This window comes from Bacillus sp. S71 (genome assembly GCF_016625265.1).
In the GTDB taxonomy this organism is placed as follows: domain Bacteria; phylum Bacillota; class Bacilli; order Bacillales; family Bacillaceae_G; genus Bacillus_A; species Bacillus_A cereus.
This window is the reverse complement of record NZ_JACVUW010000003.1, coordinates 129,676-150,191: the sequence shown is the minus strand read 5'-3', so window position 1 is coordinate 150,191 and position 20,516 is coordinate 129,676. Positions and strand designations below refer to the sequence as shown.

The window sequence follows — 20,516 nt, the reverse complement described above, 5'->3', positions numbered from 1 at the left end:
AAGTATGAAATCTCTGTATGCAATTGATGTAGGAATTGGCTTTACCAAAAGGGCATATCGACAGGCTGTAGATTCTGAGATGACAATCAAGAGTGAAGCTTCCACACTAGCCCCTGTACCTAATCATGCTGAAAGTGAAGATTTAACAAAGGTAAGTTTTATAGACTTAGACTTTGCATACTACATGGGAAATGAAGCACATCAATCTGACGCTTCATTTCTTCCTCCATTTGACGATGAAATAGAAAATTATTATGAAAGCGAACGATTTAAACAACAAGTATTTGGTTGCATTGCAAAGGATTATAAAGAAAATGTCGTGTTACCTCTAGTTGTTACCGGGCTTCCCATCACTTGTTTTGGTAGTCAGCATGAGCAATTACAACGTGCACTAAAAAAAGAAACTTCCGTGCAAATTGATGGGAAATTTATTCATATTACGGTGGAAAATGCTTTGATTCTTCAGCAACCGGTCGCTTTACATGCCTATTTCTTAAAAGAGGGAATCATTCAGGAACGAGATCGCATCTTAATTATTGATGGTGGATTTCGTACATTAGAAATGACAGATATGAAACAGAATCTCATTTTAAATCATTATGAGACGGAACTAGGATGTAGCAAGCCTTTGAAAAATATTAAGAATATCGTGCAGAATTATGAGGGTGAAAGTAATCAATTGCATATTAACGACATGCCAAACATATTAGAAAAAGGATATGAATGTCGAGAAGAAAATCATGAGACAAGTCAGGTTCATACTTTGATTCAAAAAGAGTTGGATGCACACTTCCAAGACGTCATACGTGTATTACAAGAACAATTTACGTTAGAACAGTATGATACTATCATTTGGACAGGAGGAATAGTAGATCTCCACAAAAAACGAATTGAAAAAATGCAAGGTGAAGTTTCTTCTTTCCGTATGGTAGACGCTTCGAAAGAGGCTGCACTTCATGGATACTATATTATTGGAAGTCAAGTATTTGACGACATCACCAATCAATCTGCATATGAATCTAAATTATAATAACGACTGAAATGGAGTTCGTTGAATAGACGTGCCAAATTATGTAGCTTCTTTTCCACATATAATAAATTCTTTATAAGAAAAGATAAAAAGTGCTTGTATAGAGGAAATGTTTAAAATTGAGAATAAAAATAACTAATATAGGGGGTCTTCCTTTTAAAAGAATAAGACCTCCTATGTCATTTATTTTGTAATTTAGATGATCTAAAAACTTTTCCTCCAATACATGAATACCTACATACAAATTTCATATTACGGATATGATTCGATCAAATATAAAACTATTTAGAAAGGAAGAATAATATGGAATGCATAGAAATGACGAAATGGAGTTGGTATCATGTGAAAACTAGTGAGTTTGAAAAACTTTCTTCTATAATCCCTCGTGATGTAACATCTTATTTCTCTCAATTTGTAAAGAAAATACGTTCTCCTTGTGAAAATGGATTATATGTTTATACGTTATCACCAAGTCAAACTTGTGTATATGGTTCGTTTTTATATGATCAAGATAAAAAGGACGCCAAAATTCAAAAATTTCTTCATTATTTCGTAGCTCATGGAATACTGATAACAGTTCAGGAAAAAGAGGAAGAGGATTTCCAAAAATTAATACATAATTTCCCTATGGGTACAAAAAATTGTAACAGTTCCGCTGAAGGATTATGTGCTATCTTATCAATGTTTATATCTCACTATTTGCGAAAGGTTGACTACTTTGAAAACAATTTCAGAAATGTATTATGGGATTTTTATCATCATAATAACATAGCAGTTTTAGAAAGGATTTATCATATTCGTCATGAATTATTTATGAACACACATGTGTTTCGCTTAATACAAGAAGTGTTACAAGGCCTAAAAGAAGCTTGGTTAGAAAAATTAACAAACACCCTTTGTTATAAACAAACACACGTAAAATTAGAGCGTGGATTACAACTTGTTAAAGAGTACCAAGAAGAATTAGACACGATGATTCATTTACAAGAAGTTGTTTCTTCTCATCGTGGGAATGAAATTATGAAAGCTCTTACTGTATTAACTGCTGTGAGTACGCCTTTGACAGCCTTAGGAGCATTATGGGGTATGAATTTTAAATACATGCCTGAACTAGAATGGAAATATAGCTATTTAATCGCTCTCTTATTTATTATTTTCACAACAGCGGGTATGTATATGTATATGCGATTCAAAGGATGGACAGGTGACTTATTACGAGTAAAGAAAAAGAAATCTTTTTTTAAATCTAATTAATCCTGTTTATAAAAAATATGATAGATATATGGTTTGTAATATTTATTAATTGAGATAGCACCATATCCCCATCAAGTTAAAGTTTTGATGTCCTCGCAATGATAAAAATGGTGAATATTTATATGAAAGATTAGAGCCCTCCTTCTTGTAGGAGGGCTCTAATCTTTGTTAAAAAAACTATATCATATACTTGGGGGCAGACTCATCATCTGAAATTTGTCCGAATTCAATTTAGAATATGGCAAAAGAGAACTTGCGATTAAAAACAAGCTCTCTTTAAAAGAAATAACGTAATTGAGATACTTATATATTAACAATTGTTTTCTTCTAATTCCATATGTCATATGTTGAGAAATAAATTATAAATGGATTGATAAAGCTAAAATGAATGATTGACATAATATTTTGACGATAATATAATGAATCTCGAATTCAAGATAACTTGTAAATGATTGGTAATTATGAGCGTGATTAACGATGAGAGCTTATCTTTAAAGTTGTTTGTTATATTATCTAGGGCAATACAGTCAATTACTAAGCGTATTGAAGAGGATATAAAAAGTTATGGACTTAATCCAACTGAATTTGCAGTGCTTGAGCTACTGTATAGTAAAGGCGATCAGCCTATACAAAAAATTGGAGATAAAATATTACTTGCAAGTAGTAGTATCACGTATGTAGTGGATAAGTTGGAAAAGAAGAGGTTCTTAATACGAAAACCATGTCCTAAAGACCGCCGTGTCACGTATGCGTCAATTACTTCAGAAGGTATTGAACTAATGGATATTATTTTTCCTCAGCATAAAGAGGCGATTCAGCAAATATTTGGTGGTTTGGACTATATTGAGAAAAAAATGATAATCGAAAAGTTGAAAAAATTAGGGTATTATGCACTAGAACTATAAATCTTTAGAAATATATCTCGAATTAGTAATGTCCTAATTAAATATAATTTAAATAAATAGGAGGAAAAATTAATAAATGGTAGTAAATTTATTATAATACAAAATGAATAAAGCGTGTAATTTCAATCGGTATAATATGAAATAAAGTTGTTATGTTAACGTATACATATCGTCCTTTAAATTATAAATCTTTCATAAAGCGGAGAGTGGGTATCAAGAATGGAATTACGTCATTTAGAGTATTTTATTCAAGTTTGTAATAATAATAGTTTCACTAAAGCTGCGGAAGTTCTAGGTATTTCACAGCCGACTTTAAGTCAACAAATACGAGTTTTAGAAGGTGAACTTGATACACCCTTGTTTCATCGAGTTGGAAGAGGTATCAAAATGACAGAAGCGGGTAAGCTGCTATTTGATAAAGGGAAATTTATCATGCAACAATTTGATGACGTTTATAATGAAATTTTTGAATTAAAGGGTGTAAAAAGAGGTGTGATTACTATAGGAGGTCTATTAGAGGATCTCACTTATTTAACACCTTATATTATGAAGTTTCAACAACATTATCCCAACATTGTAGTAAAGATTATAGAATCCGAAGTTGCTGTAAATCAAATCTTTGACAAAAATATTGATTTCGGGATTACACGTAGTGCTCAAATTCCAGACACATTAACAAACACCCTTTTGTATAGTGAAGAGCTCGTCCTTGTCATTCCAAAAAATCATCCTTTGAATGAAAAATCATTTGTTTCTTTTCGAGAATTAGTAGGGATCAGTAGAGTAATGGTTTCATGTAGTTGTCGTGAATCTATTAAGATATATTGTGAGAGTTTAGGGTTATCTTTATCTGAAGCAAATATAGAAACAAAATCTTCTATTTCTCTATTGAGCCTTGTATACAATGGACATGGGGTTGCCATAATACCTCTTTCACTGGTTAACTTTGTTAATAATGATACTTTGAGCATAGTTCGTATTACTGATCCAACACCAAGTCAAGATATTAATCTTATACACTTTGATGATAAATTTTTAAGTTTTGCAGCACGCATCTTTATGCAGAAGTTAAATGATTCTCAAAAAGTATCAGTGTAATAGAAATAATAATGATTCTAGTGTAACAATTGGAAAAATTAAAATCTATAATAAAGTCAAAGGACAGTGGGGTTATATGTGTGGTGTAGTCGATCAAAAAGGGGGATACCATTGACTTTTAATTAAGGAAAAAAGGACAGACTTTGCAAGGAGAGAAGGCTATCAAAAACAAGTTAAGTTAATCAATCAATTCTTTGGTCTTATCGCATAGTAACAGATTCCATATGGGGATATACACTGCTATTTTGAATCTACATATCCTTATTGTAGAAAGAAAACCACCGGCATTATACCGGTGGTTTTGATTTAGAAAGCAAAGCAAGTACAACCAATCCCCCATTTAGTTCCATCTTTTCCTATTACGGTATGAGTGTGTTGATGGAGAGGGTTACTACAACTATGTAACTTGTTATCATGGGAATCGTGAGAAAGTATAGTGTTTGCTAGGTTAGCACCACCATAACCATAAACGCCCGTCGGTGACCAATCAGGTGATGCTGGCGGCAATTCAGGTGATAAATTTTTAAATTCATCATTTCCATAAACAACCTGCCCACCCATAATGGTAAGTAATGATTCAAGGTCTTTGATTTCTTCTTCTGGCACAGTAAAGTAGTCAGCAGACAATACAGCAATATCAGCAAACTGACCTACTGCAAGGGTTCCCTTTTTACCTTCATCACCAGAGAACCACGCACTTCCTTTTGAATATAATTCTAGGGCTACTTTTCTATCAAGTTTATTTTTTTCATCGTATATGGAAAGACCACCAATGGTTTTTCCGGCAACCATCCAGTAAAGAGCGACCCAAGGGTTATAGCTGGAAACCCTGGTTGCATCACTACCGGCGCCAACAGGTATACCAAGATCTAACATACGATAAATCGGAGGAGTATGCTTTGCAGCTTCCTTTCCGTATAAGTCAACAAAGTATTCACCTTGAAAAGCCATGCGGTCTTGGATGGCAATACCGCCATTTAAAGCCTTAACACGTTCCATACTACGATCTGAGATTGTTTCTGCATGATCAAACCACCAGCGTAGCCCATTAAAAGGAATTTCTCTGTTAACTTCCTCAAATACATTTAAGAAACGTGTGATTGACTCGTCATAAGTTGCATGTAAACGGAATGGCCAACGGTTTTCCACCAATAGAGAAATTACTTTCTTTAAGTCGGCTTCCATTACTGTAGCTAGTTCGGGCCGTGGCATTTGAAATTTTTCAAAATCGGCTGCCGAGAATACTAACATTTCTCCGGCACCATTCATTTTATACTTATCATTTCCTTGACCAGGAGAAACAATTTTTGCCCATGAAGCAAAGTCTTCATATTCATGATTAGGATTTTGCGTAAATAGATTATAAGCAATACGCAAAGTTAATTGTTCCTTCTCGGCTAAATGTTCAACAACTTTGTAGTCATCAGGGTAATTTTGGAAACCACCACCTGCGTCGATGGCGCTTGTAATACCTAATCTATTTAATTCACGCATAAAATGGCGAGTTGAGTTAATCTGGTCGTCAAGATTAAGTACTGGAGCTTTACCCAAACTTGAATAAAGAATAGAAGCGTTAGGGTTAGCAATTAAAAGGCCCGTTGGATTACCTCTTTTATCCCGCTGAATTAAACAGCCTGGAGGGTCTGGGGTATCTTTCGTGTATCCCAGTGCACGTAGCCCTGCACGATTTACAAGTGCTCTATCGTAAAGATGTAGCACAAAGACAGGCGTGTCTTCAGAAACAGCATTAATCTCTTCTAATGTTGGCATCCGTCTCTCTTTAAATTGAAATTCAGACCAACCTCCAACTACTCTTACCCACTGAGGAGCAGGTGTACGCCTTGCCTGTTCTTTGAGCATTTCTAGAGCAATAAAAAGTGATGGCACGCCTTCCCAACGTAATTCCATATTATAATGCAGACCACCACGAATAACGTGTATATGAGAGTCATTCAGGCCTGGAATAGCTCTCTTTCTTTTTAGGTCTATTTTTTTTGTTTTTTCCGTGGCACTATTAAGAATCTCATCTCCACCTACTGCAGTGACTAAACCATCAGTTATGGCGATAGCAGATACCTCAGGCTGAGAAGGGTCAAGGGTAGTAATTTTTCCGTTATATAAGATCATATCCGGTAAATTCATGTTCACACCTCGTCTACTTTCTATTATTTTGTAACCATGGATGAAATAATTTACCGAAAATCGGCATGACTACCCATGATAGCAAGGACACTATACATACAGAAACAAAAAAAGCTGACATAATAGGATTCATATGTTTTATAATAGGTCCTATCACTTTAGGAACTAACATGCTAAGAGGCCATACACCCAGAAGGGTAACGATAGACATTTTCCATTTTGGAGGTGGAACTGGCGTTTTCGGAGTAACAAACCAATAAGCCAAACTGCTTTCAGTTTTGTAAGTTGGATTAGTGGCTTGAAATTGCTCGGCCGTTTTTAACAAATCCCGGCGAACATCTGATTCTTGCCAAGCACGTAGATGCTCATACGTATCAAAGCGAAAAATAACAGTATACTCTCTGGATTCGTTACTTGGGACTATTAGATTTACACCTAAATGTCCTGGGAATTTAGTAGCCGCAGCCTCAATTTCATGTCTCCATGTTTCAAACTGTTTTTCTCTACCTTCTTGAATTTCCCATGTAACAATCGTTGTTACTGGATTGCCAGCATCCATCGTGTTCCCTGTATAAGTCTCTTCGACAGCTACTCCTTCTTGTTTCATATTTTCCTGCTTGGAAGCGCGCCATGCACCATAGTATATGCGTATTCTACACCTTGACCATAAGCACCAGTGTGTTCCTTTACAATCTCCATTACAGCATCATAAGTGTCTTTGTGTGCCCAGTCACGTTGGTATTCAAGTAAAACTTGAATTGCTGTCACTGGAATTGCACCAGCTTGTTCTACACGACGCATAGCAGCGTTATGTGCTGTCAAACTAGTACCACCTGAAGCATCATCAACTGCATACACCTCATAGCCAGCTTTAATTGCTTCAAGCACAGGGAATGCAAGGCAAACTTCAGTCCAAAGTGCTGCAAATATTAATTTCTTTCTACCGGTTGCTTTAACTGCCTCAACAAATTTCGGATCTTCCCAAGAGTTCATTGAACTACGTTCTATAATTTCATGGTTTGGGAATATATCAAGAATTTGTGGCCAAAAATAACCAGAAAAGCTGCGTGTTTCAACTGTAGTAAGAATAGTAGGTACGTTAAAAGTTTTTGCTGATTTAGCAAGCAGCATAACGTTATTTATCAATGTTTGTCTATCAATACTTGCAACTCCAAAAGTCATTTGAGGTTGAAAGTCAATTAAAATTAATGCACTGTTCTCCGGATTTAACAATTCTAAATTACTCATAATAAACAGCTCCTTTTTTAATTGTTTAAAATTAATATTATTGAAAAAATATATTTTCTGTTAATTAAACCTGTAATCGTAAAAATAAAATATTTGCTATACCTTTTAATTTAAAAGAGAGTGCTGATTTAATCAGCACTAAATGTATACTATCTAGTTTTTTGAAAGAAAAGCTATTATGCATTTTGTTTACTAAGATCTCGCTGCGCGCCCATATAGCTTCCAATTATATTTTGATAGCCTGGAAGATTGCTAGCAAGCAAATTGCCAAAACCTTCGACATCGTTGCGCCAATCGCGTTGTAATTCGCAAGCTACGCTAAACCAGTTCATAAGTTGCACACCACTATGTGCCATACGAGTATTTGCAGCATCTGCAACTTGTTTACTGAAAGTTCCTGAAGCATCAGTAACAGCAAATACTTCATATCCAGCTTTTATAGCGGAAAGTGCAGGGAAAGCAACACAAACGTCCGTAACTACGCCCGCGATGATAAGTTGCTTTTTTCCAGTTTCTTCGATTGCTTTTACGAAATCATCATTATCCCATGCGTTAATTTGTCCAGGTCGAGCTATTTTTGGTGCATGAGGAAAGAGATCAACCAATTCTTGCATTAAAGGTCCGTTAGGTCCATTTTCAAAACTTGTTGTTAAAATAACTGGTAAATCAAAAAACTTAGCAGTATGAGCAAGAGCTAAAACATTGTTCTTGAATTCATCAACACCATAGTCACGTACTAGTCCGGACATAAGACCAGTTTGATGATCTACTAAAAGAACGACAGCATCATCTTTGTTAATACGAGAATAGAGATCAGTCATTATGTATTCCTCCTAAAAATTAAGTAATCGAAGAAAGTTTAAATAGTCGAATACTATCATAAGTTTCTTCGTTTATAACTAAGCTGACCAATAATATTGGTCATAGCAGCATTCACAGAACATGAAGTGCTATACAAATTTATAGTATTTGAAAACTGATTCATTAATCAATTCTAAATTATCTATAATTTGTATAGGTCGTAACTATAGTTGTTTTCACTATAAAATAGATTGGTTTTACCTATACATCCTATAGATAGAACAATATTGATAGTCACCTATTTTTGTTATTACAATTGAATATGAGTAATGTTCAGTAATTATTTTATGGTGAAAAAGGTATTAGAGGGGGGGATTGTTCCAAAAGGAGAAAATGAATGCATTGGAACAATAGAGTTTCATACTTAGAGTTCACAACATAAACGTGCATGAATAGGTTATGAGATTCATCCGGATTATTGAAGAAAAGGATACATATTAGAATACTTTTTGGAGGTAGAAGCATGGCTAAAATTACTGTGGGAACCGAAAATCAAGCACCAATTGAGATATATTATAAGGATCATGGCACAGGAAAACCAGTTGTACTCATTCATGGTTGGCCGTTAAGTGGTCGATCTTGGGAATACCAAGTTCCAGCTCTTGTTGAGGCTGGATACAGAGTTATAACGTATGATCGTCGAGGGTTTGGAAAATCATCTCAGCCGTGGGAAGGGTATGAATATGATACCTTTACTTCTGATTTACATCAACTATTAGAACATTTAGAGCTTCAAAATGTCACACTTGTTGGTTTTTCTATGGGTGGAGGCGAGGTAGCCCGGTATATTAGTACGTATGGAACAGATCGTATTGAAAAGGCTGTTTTTGCTGGAGCAGTACCTCCATATTTATACAAATCAGAGGATCATCCTGAAGGGGCATTAGATGATGCAACAATTGAAGCATTCAAAAGTGGTGTGATAAATGACCGCCTTGCATTTCTTGATGAATTTACTAAGGGATTTTTCGCGGCTGGTAATCGAACAGATTTAGTTAGTGAGCCATTCCGTTTATATAATTGGGATATTGCAGCCAGTGCATCACCTAAAGGAACACTTGATTGTATTACCGCCTTTAGTAAGACAGATTTTAGAAAAGACTTGGAGAAGTTTAATATACCTACTCTTATTATTCACGGTGATTCTGATGCAACTGTACCATATGAATATAGTGGGAAATTAACACATGAAGCAATTCCTAATTCTAAAGTAGCCTTAATAAAAGGCGGTCCACATGGGCTAAATGCAACGCATGCTAAAGAATTTAATGAAGCACTCCTATTATTTTTAAAGGACTGATTACAACTATATAATTGTTAATTGATAAATTATAAACAAGTAAAAATAAATCTAAAAAAAGATGCTCTTGGATAAATCCAGGAGCATCTTTTTAAATGGTGATATTGAGATGTTAGGCTGATAAATATCCATTAATTTTGGATTGAATATTCTTCTTAACAGCTAAAATGTATTGATTAGAGTTTTTTAGATTTCTTAGAAGTATTGTTATTTTACTATCAAGATAATATTTTGAATAATCCTCAAAACAAAGAAATGTACATTTTTTTTGAGGAAGAAATATCTTGTCAGAAAACAATAAAATCTTATTAATTTTTATAATTGGTAGAATTTTTATGGAAATAATTCTCTTAATATATTAAAATAACATCGTATTATGTCAGATTTTAATTAGGGGAGAGAAATTTTATGTTGAAAAAAATCATTCCAGTTGCTTTAGCATTAAGTACAGTTACTTTTACTAGTGTATTTGCTGCACCTTCAATCCAAGCGAATACAGAACAAAACCGCTACATAGATGTACAAATGCTCGGTATTAACGATTTTCATGGGCAACTAGACACTGTAAAAAAAATTAACAATAAAGATGCAGGGGGAATTGAGTACTTAGGGGCTTATTTACGTGATCGTGAAAAACAAAATCCAAATACATTAAAGGTACATGCTGGAGATGTTGTTGGAGCAAGTACTCCTGTTTCAGCATTATTACAAGACGAACCTACAATTGAATTTCTAAATGATTTGAAATTCGATGTTGGAACGATAGGAAATCATGAATTTGATGAAGGTGTTGAGGAAATGCATCGCCTTATTTATGGTGGATACCATGAGAAAACAGGTAATTTTAAAGGAGCAAAATTCCCATATGTTGCTGCGAATTTCTATAATAAATCCACCGGTCGTTTATTTTTACCACCATTCACTATAAAAAAGGTACAAGGAGTTCCTGTTGGCTTTATCGGAGTCGTAACAACGGATGTTCCTAACCTTGTTATGCCTACTATGCTAAAGAATGTAGAAATTACAGATGAAGTTGAAGCTATTAACAAATCCGTAAAGCAATTAAAAAAACTAGGCGTTAAATCTATCGTTGTTCTTGCACATAACGGAGGTACAACAGATGGGAACGGCGTAACAAATGGTGATATCGTCCGATTAGCAAATGAGACTGATCCAGAAGTCGATGTTATTTTTGGTGGGCATAGCCACACTTATGTAAATGGAACTGTTAATAATAAACTTGTCGTACAAGCAAATTCTTATGGTATGGCTTTTGCTGATGTTGATGTAAAGATTGATCGTAAGACACAAGATATTGTTGAGAAAAAAGCAGAAATTGTTACAACTTACCATGAAGGCATGGAGCCTGATAAAAGAATAAAGAAGAAGATGGAGAAATATCAAGCAAAAATCGCGCCTCTTGTTAATGAAGTTGTAGGTAAGTCTATTGCTCCACTAGATCGCAAACAAAATATGGCTGGTGAATCTACTCTTGGAAATTTAGTTGCTGATGCCCAGCGTGCAACAATGCAATCCCAAATTGCACTTATGAATCCTGGTGGTATTCGTAATGACTTAGATGCTGGTGATATTACATGGGGAGAGATATATGGTATTCAACCATTCGGAAATCAATTAATAAAAGTAAATTTAACAGGTCAAGACATTCGTGATATTTTAAATCAACAATGGCAAAAAGATATAACAAGAATGCTTCAAATTTCAGGGATCCAATACACTTGGGATGCGAACAAGCCTAATGGAGAAAAAGTAACAAGTATTCGCTTAACAAATGGAGAAGAAATTACTCCATCTAAAACTTACAGCGTCGTTGCTAACGCATTTCTAGCTTCAGGTGGAGATGGGTTTGTATCCTTTAAAAACGGTAAAGATGCTGAAACAGGACCAACTGATTTTGAAGCATTAGTAGATTATATAAAAAAATCAAAAGAACCAATTCAGTCTATTATTGATGGAAGAATTCAAAAAATAAATTAGTCTTTTATTAATCTCAAAAACAACTAGATTATCTGTGCGCTATACTTTTTAGTGTACAGGTAATCTATTTTTTTGATTTGAAATAGTCTAACTGTGGCCAATGCGTATACTGTCTAGATACAGAGTGCCGAAAAAAATGAAGTGAACAAAAAATAACCCCTAAATTAACTCTATGATAAAGAGACTACAAACAATCAAAATTTGGAACTTCATATTAACCATATATTAACTACGTTAATAATACATACTGAAATTGAATACTTTAGATAACATCATTTATAACGAATATCTATACATTATGATGTTATGAAATGAGGAGTTTACACTACAATGGATTGAAGCTTATGTAGTTTTATATTCGTATAAGTGAATTAAGAATTTCTTAAGAACCTATTAAGAAATAAGTGAGTTTTAGGAACTAGAATAAATGTATCTGAACAGTAATAAGAAAATGAATGTTTTAAATGGAAGTTGGCAGAGTATGTCAAAAAGCTATAAGTAAATATTTCAGGAGGTTTTTTATGAAAAAGAAAATAATTATTGCAATTGTTGCTTCTGCTATAACAATGACTCATTTTGTAGGAAATACTTATGCAGATTCGAAAACAAAGGTTTCTGTTACAGCTCCCTACAATACAAATCAAATAGCAAAATGGTTAGAGGCACATGCAAAGCCTTTAAAAACAACTAATCCAACTGCACCTCTTAATGATTTGAAACCACTTAAGAATATGGTAGGTTCAGCTTCAATTGTAGGTCTAGGTGAAGCTACGCATGGGGCTCATGAAGTTTTTACGATGAAACACCGTATTGTTAATTATTTAGTATCTGAAAAGGGCTTTACCAATCTAGTTTTAGAAGAGGGATGGGACAGGGCCTTGGAACTTGATCGATATGTTCTTACTGGTAAGGGAAACCCAAGCCAACATCTAACACCTGTATTTAAGACGAAAGAAATGCTAGATTTACTTGATTGGATTCGGCAATATAATGCTAATCCAAAACATAAATCTAAAGTACGTATCATCGGGATGGACATTCAATCAGTAAACGAGAATGTTTATAATAATATAATAGAATATATTAAAGCGAACAATTCAAAACTATTGCCTAGAGTAGAAGAGCAGATAAAAGGTCTTATTCCTGTAACAAAGGATATGAATGCTTTTGAAAGCCTTACGAAAGAAGAAAAAGAAAAGTATATTTCAGATGCTAAACAAATTAGTGCTTTATTAGAAGAAAATAAAAGTTATTTAAATGGAAAATCTAAAGAGTTTGCATGGATAAAACAAAATGCTCGTATTATTGAACAGTTTACTACAATGTTAGCGTCACCTCCTGATAAACCATCGGATTTTTATTTGAAACATGATATTGCAATGTATGAAAATGCGAAGTGGACCGAAGAACATTTAGGAAAAACCATTGTATGGGGACATAATGGACACGTTTCGAAAACAAATATGCTTTCTTTTATATACCCTAAAGTAGCTGGGCAGCATTTAGCAGAATATTACGGAAAACGGTACGTATCTATTGGAACGTCAGTTTATGAAGGACAATACAATGTCAAGAATAGCGATGGTGAATTTGGCCCATACGGAACATTAAAATCGGATGATTCAAACAGTTATAACTACATTTTTGGACAGGTCAAAAAAGATCAATTTTTTATTGATTTACGTAAGGCGAACGGCGTGACAAAAACTTGGTTAAACGAACAACATCCAATTTTCGCTGGAATAACTACCGAAGGGCCTGATATACCAAAAACTGTTGATATATCATTAGGTAAAGCGTTTGATATACTTGTTCAAATTCAAAAAGTGAGTCCATCTCAACTATATCAATAAATTTAGAATCATGTGCCTTAATGACAACTTGAGAAGTGTTTCATATAATACTATGAATTTTGTTTTATATAGTAAGAAGAATAATTGTATTAGAAAAAATTAGCAATTCAACCTGTTAAGAGTAAAATGAATCTTCAATATGTAAAGCGCAAAAAACACTGAAGCGAAAAGCATCGGTGTTTTTTGCGCTTTCGGGCACAGATGCTACTTCAACCCTATTGTACAAGTGATTTTGTATGTAAGGAATTTGTAAGGAATAGGTAAGAAAAAAGAGATTTTCATTGTGTAGGATAAAAATATAAGGAGGCGTGAAGGGGGGAACAAGTACGGCCTACATATAAAACAAACAATCAGTAACAAGAGTGTTTTGTGAAAATAATGAGTACAATGATTGCAAATGCATTGTTGCCTTTTCATCATTTGGAGAATGGATAGCTGTGTGGTTCGTATATGACACTTCTATCAACTATCTATACAATTTTAATAGAAGAGAGGAATTTTTTATGAAAACATGCAGTAAAATTACATGTGCAAGTCTAGCACTTTTAATAGGTGGAAGTTCCCTGTTATACATAACACCAACATCAGTTGTAAAAGCAGAACCTACGCAAAATGTATCTAGTTCGTTACAAACAAGTACGCAAAGCAATCGTACTTCCGTTAAGAAAGCATTACGAGATGAACTGCAACTTGGATACCCGGGAATACTCGCTCAAATTTCTAAGGGTGGTAAAACTTGGAGTTATACCGCTGGGATAGCGGATCTGAGAACTAAGAAACCAATGAAAGCAGATTTTCGTTTTTGCATTGGCAGTGTGACGAAAACGTTCATTGCAACAGTTCTACTTCAATTATCTGGAGAGAACCGTTTGAATCTAGACGACTCCATTGAAAAATGGTTACCTGGCGTTATTCAAGGAAACGGATATGATGGTAACCAGATTACGATCCGGCAAATATTGAATCATACAAGTGGTATTGCTGACTATATAAATTCAAAAGACTTTGATATTACGGATACAAAAAAATCGTATACGGCTGAAGAATTTGTAAAGATGGGGATTTCACTTCCCCCAGACTTTGCCCCAGGAAAGGGTTGGTCTTATTCAAACACAGGATACGTATTACTGGGGATCCTTATTGAAAAAGTAACTGGCAACAGTTATGCCGAAGAGGTTGAAAATCGGATTATTGAACCGCTTGATTTGTCAAATACATTTCTACCTGGCAATTCAAGCGTGATTCCAGGCACCAAGCATGCCCGTGGCTATTTGCAACTAGACGGAGCGAGTGAGCTAAAAGACGTTACTTATATTAACCCAGGTAGCTCGGATGGAGATATTATTTCTACTGCTGACGACTTAAACAAATTCTTCTCTTACTTACTAGGTGGCAAATTACTGAAGGAACAGCAATTAAAACAAATGCTTACTACAGTTCCTACAAATAGAGAGGGAACCGGATATGGTCTTGGAATTCTTGAAATTAAGCTTCCGAACGGTGTCTCGGTATGGGGACACAGGGGGGCCGTTCCAGGGTTTTCCACTTTTGTTGGTGGAACACTTGGAGGTAAACATACACTCGCTATCAATTCGAACAGTTTAAACATTAATAACCCGGAATCTTTTAAAAATATTTTACTTGCTGAATTTAGCAAGTAGGCAAAAAGGAAAAACAGAAAAATTTTGTCATTTGTAATTTCAATCGGAATGGATTACCGCTTGAAATGAGTATAGAAGGCGTTAAGTATCTAGGAATAATCAAACTAATCATGAGAGATGGCTAAGTAAAAGGATTGGTTTATATATTGTATTCTCTCCAGCCGATTAAAGAAGTAACAGATATAATGAGTGATTATTATGTATATATTATTGTAGTTGTGTTTGTATCGTCACTGATTATAAATTTGTATAAGGTGCGAAGTCTAATTTAGGACTTCGCACCTTTGCTGTTTAACAGCTTTTATTACTAAGCTATTAATAATAGCAAAAAGGAGAATGTAACTAGTTATGCAGATGAATCTTGGCACAGGCGCTATGTAGGAGATTTTGCTGAAAATAAATTTAGAAGAATATATGAATTAGAGACATGAAAGTTGAAGTGAATTTTAGTAGTTTTTATGTTTATCAGTTACCTGAAATTCTAGCTGTTTTGTATACAGAGTTTTCCCACCGTGATTGATAGCGCGTAAATATCATTCTTAATTATATGTAGTATGCATTGAGTGAGATTTTTTAGAACTAAATACAGTGTCATCTCCTAATGGTGAAAACAGTATTTGAATATTGTAGGGCTCTTAAGTATTTTTAGGTTTTTAAAGCCCGGTCATTTTAACCAAAATTTTCATAAAAATACCTTTAAAAAGAACATGGGTTCGGATATAATAAGAACAAATGTTCTTTTTATTAGGAGTGATAACCTTGTATGATTATTCTCTTTTACCGAATCGTATTATTCTTTGTGTAGACCTTCGTAGCTTTTATGCAAGCGTATCATGTATTAAAAAAGGACTTGATCCAAGATATACAAAATTGGCTGTCGTAGGGGATGTGAATCAGAGCGGATCAATTGTATTAGCAGCAACACCGCCATTAAAAGCGTTAGGAATAAAGAAGATGGCTCGTTTGTACGAAATACCGAAGCGACCAGATATTATTATTGTGAATCCAATTATGCATACGTATATGAAGTGTTCAACTTTCATAACGGGTTTGGCTTTGCAATATGTCGCACCGGAAGATTTTCATCAATATAGTATCGATGAATTTTTTATGGATATGACTGCAAGTATTCATTTGTTTGCCAGTAATCCGCGCGAATTCGCATTAAAGTTTAAGCGAGAAATATATGAACGTACAAGGATTGAAAGTACGATTGGTATTGGGCCTAATTTATTATTAAGTAAAGTAGCGATGGATGTGGAAGCGAAAAAGAATAGGGATGGAATAGCGCAGTGGACGTATGACGATATACCCGAGAAGTTATGGAGTATTAGACCGCTCAGTAAATTTTGGGGTATATCGTATAAAACAGAAATGAAATTGAATCGAAAAGGTATACATACCATTGGAGAATTAGCTCAGTATCCTTTGAAATATTTAAAGCAATCATTCGGTGTAATAGGAGAAGAATTACATCTACATAGTAACGGAATTGATTTTAGTAGAATAGCAGAAAAATATGTTCCAGCGACAACATCTATAGCGAAAAGCCAAATATTATTGCGTGATTATTCGGTAGAAGAGTTCATAGTTATTTTATTAGAGCATATAGAAGAAGTTTGTTATAGATTGAGACGAGAAAAGAAATGCGCGCAAACAATTCATTTTTCAGTTGGATATAGCAAGGAATACGGTGGGGGAATAAAAAAGGCACATACGTTAAATCGAGCAACAAACTTAACGATGGATATTTATAATGTTTGTACATATTTTTTATATGAACGCCATACAGGAGAGCCGATTCGATCAGTAAGTGTTTCATTAACAAACCTTATTAATGAAGGGGAAGAGCAAATTTCGCTTTTCGATAACATTATACAAAGAGAAAAAGAAATACGATTAACGAAAGTTATGGACGAAATTCGAACACGATTTGGTAAGAACAGTATTTTACGTGGGATTTCTTACACAAGCGTCACAACAGCAAGATATAGAAACACATTATTAGGAGGGCACAAATCGTGAAGAATGCTAATATGCCAAAAGGAAGAGGTATGGTAAAGTGGCAACCGTTTGCCAGTATGCCGGAGCAGTTCGCAGTTATTAAAGAAATGATAAAGGAGCAAACGAAAGCCTCGCGTCCAATTGTAACGCAAGATGCAAAAGAAATGATTGAAAATAAGCTATTAACTTCATTTTTAGGTGAGGAAGAGGTTTTACTTACATATTATAAAGATGGTTATCTATATAAAAATTACATAACAGTCGTGGATATTAATCCATTAAATGAGACGATTACTTGTACAGATGCTTTTCATAATCAAAGACTGTTTAAGTTTGGTGATGTAATTGAAGTGAATTAGAGGGGGAAATAGAAGTGATGACATCTTCCTAACTTAATTATATCATGTAATTTACGTTCGAAATAGACTGTTTCTTCTCATTTACTACTGTTACAATCAAGAACACATGAATAGTAAGGAGAGGTGCCAAATGAGTTCTTTCGTTCTCGATTTTCAGGAAATAGAAAAAACGCAGCTTTTTCTCGTTGGTGGAAAAGGATTGAATTTAGGGGAGTTATCCAATATTCAAGGGATACAAGTGCCAGAAGGATTTTGTGTTACAACGGTAGGGTATGAACAGGCCATCGGAAAAAATGGAGCGTTTAAAACTTTACTGAATCAATTAGCAATGCTAAAAATTGAGGAACGAGATCAAATTGGTGAAATTAGTAAGAAGATTAGAGAAGTCATTATGGCGGTGGAAATTCCAGTTGATGTAGTGGAATCAGTAGTGTATTATCTCGCGCACTTTGGCGATGAACATGCGTATGCAGTACGTTCGAGTGCTACTGCTGAAGATTTACCGTATGCCTCGTTTGCTGGTCAACAAGATACGTATTTAAATATTATTGGAAAAGAAAATATTTTGCAGCATATTAAAAAATGCTGGGCTTCTTTATTTACAGATCGAGCGGTTATATACCGAATGCAAAACGGTTTTGATCATAATCAAGTTTCTATATGTGTTGTCGTTCAAAAAATGGTTTTCCCTGAGGCTTCAGGGATTTTATTTACTGCGGATCCGATTACTTCGAATAGGAAGGTGTTATCAATCGATGCCAGCTTTGGACTTGGCGAGGCGCTAGTATCTGGATTGGTTTCTGCCGATAATTATAAGGTAAAAGAAGACGAAATCGTCGAAAAGGTTATCGCAACGAAAAAATTAGCCATCTATGGACGAAAAGAAGGCGGAACAGTGACAAAGAAAATTGCTCCTAATCAGCAAAAAGTTCAAACACTTACTGAACAACAAATTTTACAACTAGCACGCATCGGAAGAAAAATCGAAGCGTATTTTGGTTGTCCGCAAGATATTGAATGGTGCTTAGTTGATGATACATTTTATATAGTCCAAAGTAGGCCGATTACGACTTTATATCCAATTCCAGAAGTAAATGATGGAGAAAATCACGTGTATATATCAGTTGGTCACCAACAAATGATGACGGATGCGATGAAACCATTAGGTTTATCTTTTTTCCTGTTAACGACTAGTGCACCTATGTGTAAAGCTGGAGGAAGACTATTTGTTGATGCTACGCAAAGACTAGCTTCACCTGCTAGCAGAGATTACTTAATAAACACTTTAGGTAAATCGGATCCGCTCATACGAGATGCATTAACGACTGTAATTGAGCGAGAGAATTTTATTAAATTGTTATCGGATGATGAAAAAGAAAAGAATCTTAGTAAAAATGTGCCACCTGCAAGTTCGCAACAACAACCTGAAAACGATCCGGAAATCGTTACGAATTTAATAAAGAATAGTCAATTATCAATAGAAGAATTAAAACAAAACATTCAAATGAAATCAGGATCAGATGTACTTAGTTTTATTTTAGAAGATATCCAGCAATTAAAGAAAATATTATTTCATCCGCAAAGTATGGCTGTAATTATGGCAGGTATGAATGCTTTATCATGGATCAATGAAAAAATAGAACAATGGCTAGGGGAAAAGAATGCAGCAGATGTACTTTCACAATCTGTACAACATAATATTACGTCAGAAATGGGGCTAGCGTTATTGGATGTGGCAGATGTGATCCGGCCGTATCCGGAAGTCATTGCGTATTTACAGCATGTAGAAGATGACAGATTTTTAGATGAATTAATTCAGTTTAAAGGCGGGGAAAAAGTTCGGGATGCAATCGATGCCTTTCTAAATAAATATGGAATGAGATGCAGCGGAGAAATTGACATTACGAAAACTCGCTGGAGTGAACAGCCAGCTACAATTATACCGATGATTTTAAATCATATAAGGGACTTTGAATATGGTGCTAGTAAACGGAAGTTTGAAGAAGGGCTGCAGGAAGCTTTGAAAAAAGAAGCAGAGCTGTTAGAGCGATTGCAGCACTTGCCGGATGGGGAACAAAAAGTAGAAGAGACGAAGAGAATGATTTGTAACCTCCGCAATTTCATCGGTTATCGTGAATATCCGAAATACGGCATGATTCATCGTTATTTCATATATAAGCAGGCATTACTGAAAGAAGCAGAGAAACTTGTGAAAAATAATGTTCTGGATGAAATAGAAGATATATACTATCTAACTTTTGAAGAACTTCACGAAGTCGTCCGCACAAATAAACTAGATTACAAGATTATTCATAAACAAAAAAATGCGTACAAATTATATGAAAAACTAACACCTCCGCGTGTTATCACGTCTGATGGAGAAATCATTACAGGTAAGTACAAACGTGAAAATCTCCCGGCTGAAGCAATTGTAGGTTTGCCTGTTTCTTCTGGAGTGGTTGAGGGGAGAGCACGCGTTATTTTAAACATGGAAGACGCGAATTTGGAAGATGGAGATATATTAGTTACGGCATTTACTGATCCTGGCTGGACACCTTTGTTTGTTTCTATAAAAGGGTTAGTCACTGAAGTCGGCGGGCTTATGACGCACGGAGCAGTGATTGCACGTGAATATGGCCTGCCAGCAGTTGTTGGAGTAGAGAACGCTACGAAATTAATAAAAGATGGGCAACGAATTCGGGTACATGGAACAGAAGGGTATATTGAAGTGCTGTAGTTGTATTTTAGATAAATAAAGAAATCGTCCACTAAATATAGTGGACGATTTCTGTATGATTTTAAT

At 34.8% G+C, this 20,516-nt stretch carries 15 protein-coding genes; 11 read left to right on the top strand and 4 right to left on the bottom strand.

Features of this window, described 5'->3' with window-relative positions; translation table 11 throughout:
* The first annotated feature begins 4 nt into the window (after nt 1-4).
* From IBT51_RS07735 to IBT51_RS07720, 4 genes are all read left to right on the top strand, one after another.
* Nucleotides 5-1,030: a ParM/StbA family protein gene (locus tag IBT51_RS07735; RefSeq protein WP_200458194.1), complete on the top strand. Its 1,026-nt coding sequence runs from the start codon at nt 5-7 to the stop codon at nt 1,028-1,030.
* Between the two features lie 303 nt (nt 1,031-1,333).
* The gene (locus tag IBT51_RS07730) at nt 1,334-2,284 is read left to right on the top strand and encodes a magnesium transporter CorA family protein (RefSeq protein ID WP_200458195.1); all 951 of its coding nucleotides are present in this window, start codon (nt 1,334-1,336) and stop codon (nt 2,282-2,284) included.
* Nucleotides 2,285-2,745: 461 nt separating this feature from the next.
* Entirely contained in the window at nt 2,746-3,189 is a 444-nt protein-coding gene (locus IBT51_RS07725; RefSeq protein WP_016122794.1) for a MarR family winged helix-turn-helix transcriptional regulator, read from the top strand.
* Between the two features lie 219 nt (nt 3,190-3,408).
* A complete protein-coding gene (locus tag IBT51_RS07720; RefSeq protein ID WP_200458196.1) occupies nt 3,409-4,287 on the top strand; it encodes a LysR family transcriptional regulator in 879 nt (292 codons plus the stop codon).
* Between the two features lie 306 nt (nt 4,288-4,593).
* Here the strand turns inward: IBT51_RS07720 and IBT51_RS07715 are convergent, their stop codons facing one another.
* The 4 genes from IBT51_RS07715 to ycaC all read right to left on the bottom strand — a co-directional run bounded on the left by IBT51_RS07715 (nt 4,594) and on the right by ycaC (nt 8,498).
* Nucleotides 4,594-6,429 (bottom strand): amidohydrolase, encoded by a 1,836-nt coding sequence (locus tag IBT51_RS07715; RefSeq protein WP_023522384.1) that lies wholly within the window; start codon nt 6,427-6,429, stop codon nt 4,594-4,596.
* A 13-nt stretch (nt 6,430-6,442) separates the two neighbouring features.
* A complete protein-coding gene (locus IBT51_RS07710) occupies nt 6,443-7,036 on the bottom strand; it encodes an antibiotic biosynthesis monooxygenase (RefSeq protein ID WP_000806856.1) in 594 nt (197 codons plus the stop codon).
* On the bottom strand, nt 7,033-7,677 hold the full coding sequence (locus IBT51_RS07705; protein ID WP_000067162.1) for a hydrolase: 645 nt from the start codon (nt 7,675-7,677) through the stop codon (nt 7,033-7,035). Before IBT51_RS07705 ends, IBT51_RS07710 begins: the two co-directional genes overlap by 4 nt.
* 176 nt (nt 7,678-7,853) lie before the next feature.
* On the bottom strand, nt 7,854-8,498 hold the full coding sequence (gene ycaC, locus IBT51_RS07700) for an isochorismate family cysteine hydrolase YcaC (RefSeq protein WP_000131213.1): 645 nt from the start codon (nt 8,496-8,498) through the stop codon (nt 7,854-7,856).
* A gap of 503 nt (nt 8,499-9,001) precedes the next feature.
* Here ycaC and IBT51_RS07695 point away from each other — a divergent pair.
* From IBT51_RS07695 to ppsA, 7 genes are all read left to right on the top strand, one after another.
* A complete protein-coding gene (locus IBT51_RS07695; protein ID WP_200458197.1) occupies nt 9,002-9,838 on the top strand; it encodes a bromoperoxidase in 837 nt (278 codons plus the stop codon).
* A 408-nt stretch (nt 9,839-10,246) separates the two neighbouring features.
* A complete protein-coding gene (locus IBT51_RS07690; RefSeq protein WP_069355877.1) occupies nt 10,247-11,836 on the top strand; it encodes a bifunctional metallophosphatase/5'-nucleotidase in 1,590 nt (529 codons plus the stop codon).
* A gap of 521 nt (nt 11,837-12,357) precedes the next feature.
* A complete protein-coding gene (locus IBT51_RS07685) occupies nt 12,358-13,689 on the top strand; it encodes an erythromycin esterase family protein (protein WP_200458198.1) in 1,332 nt (443 codons plus the stop codon).
* A gap of 503 nt (nt 13,690-14,192) precedes the next feature.
* Nucleotides 14,193-15,350, top strand: coding sequence for a serine hydrolase domain-containing protein (locus IBT51_RS07680; protein WP_200458199.1), 1,158 nt, complete (start codon nt 14,193-14,195; stop codon nt 15,348-15,350).
* A 759-nt stretch (nt 15,351-16,109) separates the two neighbouring features.
* Complete coding sequence (locus tag IBT51_RS07675) at nt 16,110-17,375, top strand: Y-family DNA polymerase (RefSeq protein WP_200458200.1); 1,266 nt, start codon at nt 16,110-16,112, stop codon at nt 17,373-17,375.
* Nucleotides 17,372-17,713, top strand: coding sequence for a YolD-like family protein (locus IBT51_RS07670; protein ID WP_016081061.1), 342 nt, complete (start codon nt 17,372-17,374; stop codon nt 17,711-17,713). Before IBT51_RS07675 ends, IBT51_RS07670 begins: the two co-directional genes overlap by 4 nt.
* A 130-nt stretch (nt 17,714-17,843) precedes the next feature.
* Nucleotides 17,844-20,450, top strand: coding sequence for a phosphoenolpyruvate synthase (ppsA, locus tag IBT51_RS07665; protein ID WP_200458201.1), 2,607 nt, complete (start codon nt 17,844-17,846; stop codon nt 20,448-20,450).
* The last annotated feature ends 66 nt before the right edge of the window (nt 20,451-20,516 follow it).